5 protein-coding genes are annotated in these 4,064 nt (G+C 73.3%); 3 read left to right on the forward strand and 2 right to left on the reverse strand.

Annotated elements, in window-relative coordinates; all coding sequences use genetic code 11:
* Positions 1-1,405: (Fe-S)-binding protein (locus tag PROKR_RS07060; RefSeq protein WP_245605728.1), on the forward strand; the 1,405-nt coding region annotated here is incomplete at its 5' end.
* 3 nt (positions 1,406-1,408) lie between these two features.
* On the opposite strand, the gene PROKR_RS07065 is transcribed toward PROKR_RS07060, so the two are convergent.
* On the reverse strand, positions 1,409-1,738 hold the full coding sequence (locus tag PROKR_RS07065) for a cupin domain-containing protein (RefSeq protein ID WP_051432755.1): 330 nt from the start codon (positions 1,736-1,738) through the stop codon (positions 1,409-1,411).
* Positions 1,739-1,883: 145 nt separating this feature from the next.
* Here PROKR_RS07065 and PROKR_RS07070 point away from each other — a divergent pair, with 145 nt between their 5' ends.
* Positions 1,884-2,498, forward strand: coding sequence for a nitroreductase family protein (locus tag PROKR_RS07070; RefSeq protein WP_036961085.1), 615 nt, complete (start codon positions 1,884-1,886; stop codon positions 2,496-2,498).
* Between the two features lie 7 nt (positions 2,499-2,505).
* Here PROKR_RS07070 and PROKR_RS07075 read toward each other — a convergent pair whose 3' ends face one another.
* On the reverse strand, positions 2,506-3,489 hold the full coding sequence (locus PROKR_RS07075; RefSeq protein ID WP_036961088.1) for an aldo/keto reductase: 984 nt from the start codon (positions 3,487-3,489) through the stop codon (positions 2,506-2,508).
* 92 nt (positions 3,490-3,581) lie between these two features.
* Here PROKR_RS07075 and PROKR_RS07080 point away from each other — a divergent pair.
* Positions 3,582-4,064, forward strand: a 483-nt coding sequence (locus PROKR_RS07080; RefSeq protein ID WP_036961090.1) for a GntR family transcriptional regulator, incomplete at its 3' end; no start/stop codon positions are given.

Below are 4,064 nucleotides of genomic sequence, written 5' to 3' on the forward strand. Positions count from 1 at the left end.
CGCGGCCCCCGTGCGCACGAAGCTGCCGCTGGCGGGCAAGGGCTCCGGGCACGGCGTCCGGCGCAAGGCCGGGTACGAGGGCTTCTCGTTCGCGCACGACCACAACGACCTGACCACGGCCGTGCACCGCTGCGTGGGCGTGGGCAAGTGCCGGGCCGACAACTCGGCCGCCGGCGGCTTCATGTGTCCGAGCTACCAGGCCACCAAGGACGAGAAGGACGTGACCCGCGGGCGGGCCCGCGTGCTGCAGGAGGCCGTGAACGGCACCCTCGTGGGCGGCCTGTCGGCGCCCGAGGTCCGCGAGTCGCTCGACCTGTGCCTGTCGTGCAAGGCGTGCTCCAGCGACTGCCCCGCCGGCGTCGACATGGCGCAGTACAAGTCGGAGGTGCTGTACCGGACCTACCGCGGCAAGCTGCGGCCCGTCGACCACTACGCCCTCGGCTGGCTGCCGCGCTGGGCGCGGCTCGCGGGCGCCGTCCCCGAGCTGGTCAACGCGCTGCTCGGCGTGAGGTGGATCGGCAAGGCCGTGCTGTGGGCGGGCGGCATGGACACCCGTCGGTCGATGCCCAAGTTCGCCGAGGTACCGTTCCGGCAGTGGTGGGCGCGCGGCGGCGCGACCCACGGCGTTCCCGGACTGCCGGTCACGGGCCGGCCCGGACGGGAGGGCCGGACGGCGGCGCGGCTCGCGACCAAGCCCAAGGTCGTGCTGTGGACCGACTCGTTCAGCGACGCGCTCTCGCCCACCGTGCCGCAGGCGGCGCTGAAGGTGCTGACCTCCGCCGGGTTCGACGTCATCGTGCCCGACGAGCAGGCGTGCTGCGGCCTGACCTGGATCTCCACGGGCCAGCTCGACGGCGCCCGCCGTCGGCTCCTGAAGCTCCTGGAGGTGCTGGGCCCGTACGCGGTGAACGGGATCCCGATCATGGGCCTGGAGCCCTCGTGCACCGCGGTGCTGCGGTCCGACCTGCTCGACCTGTTCCCGGACGACCCGCGTGCGCAGGCCGTCGCCCGCATGACGCGGACGGCGGCCGAGCTGCTGACCTCGGACGACACCCCCGACGAGTGGGAGCTGCCCTCGCTGGCCGACGTCTCCGCCGTCGTGCAGCCGCACTGCCACCAGCACTCCGTGATGGGGTACGCGGCGGACCAGGCACTGCTGGAGCAGGGCGGCGCGCAGATCGAGGTGCTCGCGGGCTGCTGCGGCCTGGCCGGCAACTTCGGCATGCAGAAGGGCCACTACGAGACGTCGGTGGCGGTGGCGGAGAACGCGCTGCTGCCGGCCCTGCGGGACGCCGCCCCCGGCACCACCTACCTGGCCGACGGTTTCTCCTGCCGCACCCAGGCGCTGGACCTGATGGGCGTCGAGGGCAAGTCGCTGCTGGAGGTCATCGCCGACCGGCTGTAGGGGCTACTCCAGCCACTCCGTCTCGAAGCGGTCGTTCGCGTGGATGTGGACGGCCTCGTAGAGGTCGGCGCCGAGGGTGCGGAACTTGTGCGGCACCATCGCCTCGACCACGAGGATCTGGCCGCCCACGGCCTCGAACTCCTTGCCGTCCACCGTGAACAGCGCCCGGCCGGAGCGGATCACGAACGTCTCGGAGTAGGGATGCCGGTGCAGCCGGGGGCCGGTGCCGTCCTCGGCCACCCGCTCGAAGATCACCGAGACCTCCGAACCGTGGAGATACCCCTCGAAGTTGCCGTGCGGCAGCGTCGCCTGCTCGATCGCCTGGAGAGTCATGCTGTCCAGGCTGGCGGGCGCACCGTCGTCCGGCAACCAGATTCGTGGGTGACCGAACGTAGGCATCGTCGCGTCATGAGCGGCCATGGTGCGACTGTGCCTACGTTCGCCGCCGTCGGAGGAGAAGCCAGAGGAGAATGCCGCCATGGAGTTTCAGGACGTCGTACGCACGCGGCGGATGCACCGAAAGTTCGCCGACGAGCCCGTGGCCGCCGACGCCGTCGACCGGATCACCCGCAACGCCGTCCGAGCGCCGAGCGCCGGGTTCAGCCAGGGCTGGGCGTTCGTGGTGCTGGACACCGCCCGGGACCGGGACCGGTTCTGGGCGGCGTCCACGCCGCAGGGCCCGGAGCGCTCGGAACGTGACATGAGCGCCTGGCTCGCCGGGATGCGCACCGCGCCCGTGATCGTGCTGGCGCTCGCGTCCAAGGCCGCCTACCTGCGGCGCTACGCGGAGCCGGACAAGGGCTGGGAGGACCTCGACGAGGCGCGCTGGCCGGTCCCGTTCTGGCACGTCGACGTCGGCATGGCGTCGCTGCTGATGCTGCAGACCGCTGTCGACGAGGGGCTGGGTGCCTGCTTCTTCGGCGTCCCGCCGGAGCACGTGCCGGCGGTGCGGGCCGAGCTCGGCATCCCGGACGAGTACGAGATCACCGGGGTCGTCGCCGTCGGGCACCCGGCCGACGGCGGCGCGAAGGGCTCGCCCACCCGCCGCCGGCGCAAGCCCCTGGACGAGGTGGTGCACCGCGGCGGGTGGTGACCCGGCGTCAGGCGGCGTCGAGCCGGGCCCGTACCTCGTCGTCCAGCACCAGGTCCGCCGCGCCGAGCGCCTCGTCGAGCTGCGCCACGCTGCTCGCCCCGAACACGGGGACCACCGGCACCTCGCCGCCCAGCAGCCACGCCAGGGCCACCTGGTTGGGCGTCGCCCCGAGCTCGGCGGCCACGGCCCGGAGCTCGGCGATCCGGGCGCGGGAACCCGCGTGGCCGGCGCCGTCGTAGAAGGGCTTGTCGTCCCGCGTGAACACGCCCTGGTGCAGCGGGGAGTACGCCAGCACCGTGAGCCCCGGCCGGCCGTCGGCGCCGGTGGACCGGGCGTAGTCGAGCAGCTCGGGCGAGGCCCAGTTGGTCCGGATGGGCTGTGGGCGCGGGTAGAGGTAGCTGTGGCACTGCTGCACCGCCCCGTACGGCGCCACCCCGAGGCGTGCGGCGGCCTCCCGCGCCTCGACGACGCGCCACAGCGCGACGTTCGAGATGCCCGGGATGCCGACGATCCCCTCGTCGACCAGCTTGCCGAACGCGCCGACGGTCTCCTCCAGCGGCGTCTCCCGGTCGTCGACGTGCCCGTACAGCACGTCGATGTGGTCGACGCCCAGGTGGCGCAGGCTCTCGCGGGCCTCCCGGTCGACCGTCGAGGCGGCCAGGCCCTGGTAGTTGGTGGGCGGTGTGCTCGACAGCGGCAGGGCGGGGTCCTTCTTGGCCGCGCCCAGCTTGGTCGCGATCCGCAGGTCGTCCCGGTTGCCTCGCGCGGCCAGCCAGCGGCCCAGCACGTCCTCCGAGTCGCGGCCGTAGCCCTCGCCCCAGTCGTTGTAGTTGTTCGCCGTGTCGAGGAACGTGCCCCCGGCCTCGACGAACCGGTCCAGGATCGCGAACGACGTCTCCTCGTCGGTCCGCGTGCCCATCCACATGGTGCCCAGGCACAGCGTCGACACCTCGAACGACGTGTGCCCGTTGTCCAGCGTGCGGTACTGCATGTCAGCTCCTCCGAAGTCCGGGGTACCGGCGGTCGCCCGTCCGGCAGCCACCACGCTAGGAGCGAATCGGTCTGGTGCTACGGTCCAATGCCATGGCCACGGACCAGACCAATTCCGCCGTCGAGGTGCTGCTGGCGCCGGTCCCCGGCCCCGGTCCCCTGCGGCAGCGGCTGGAGCAGGCGATCGTCGGCGACATCGCCTCCGGCCGCCTCGCGCCCGGAACGGCGCTGCCGCCCAGCCGCACCCTCGCCGACACGCTCGGCATCTCCCGCTGGGTGGTCACCGAGGCGTACGGGCACCTGGTGGGCAAGGGGGTGCTGGAGGCGCGGACCGGGTCCGCGACGCGGGTGGCGGCGGCTCCTCCGGGGGCGTCGTCGGTCGCGCCTGTCGAGACCAGGTCCCGACAGGATCGACCGGCAGCTCCGGGTCCTGGGCTCGAACGCGCTCCCGACCGCGCCACCCACGACCTCGCCCCTGGCGTGCCCGACCTGCGGCACGTGCCCCGCGAGGCCTGGGTGCGCGCCGCCCGCGACGCGCTCGCGGAAGCGACCAACCAGGACCTCGGCGCGCAGCCG

Source organism: Promicromonospora kroppenstedtii DSM 19349, assembly GCF_000515355.1.
Classification (GTDB): Bacteria; Actinomycetota; Actinomycetes; order Actinomycetales; family Cellulomonadaceae; genus Promicromonospora; species Promicromonospora kroppenstedtii.

Excerpts from the sequence above, each read along its gene's own strand:
- PROKR_RS07070 (WP_036961085.1), top strand. The coding sequence starts at position 1,884 with ATGGAGTTTCAGGACGTCGTACGCACGCGGCGGATGCACCGAAAGTTC.
- PROKR_RS07075 (WP_036961088.1), bottom strand. The coding sequence starts at position 3,489 with ATGCAGTACCGCACGCTGGACAACGGGCACACGTCGTTCGAGGTGTCG.
- PROKR_RS07065 (WP_051432755.1), bottom strand. The coding sequence starts at position 1,738 with ATGACTCTCCAGGCGATCGAGCAGGCGACGCTGCCGCACGGCAACTTC.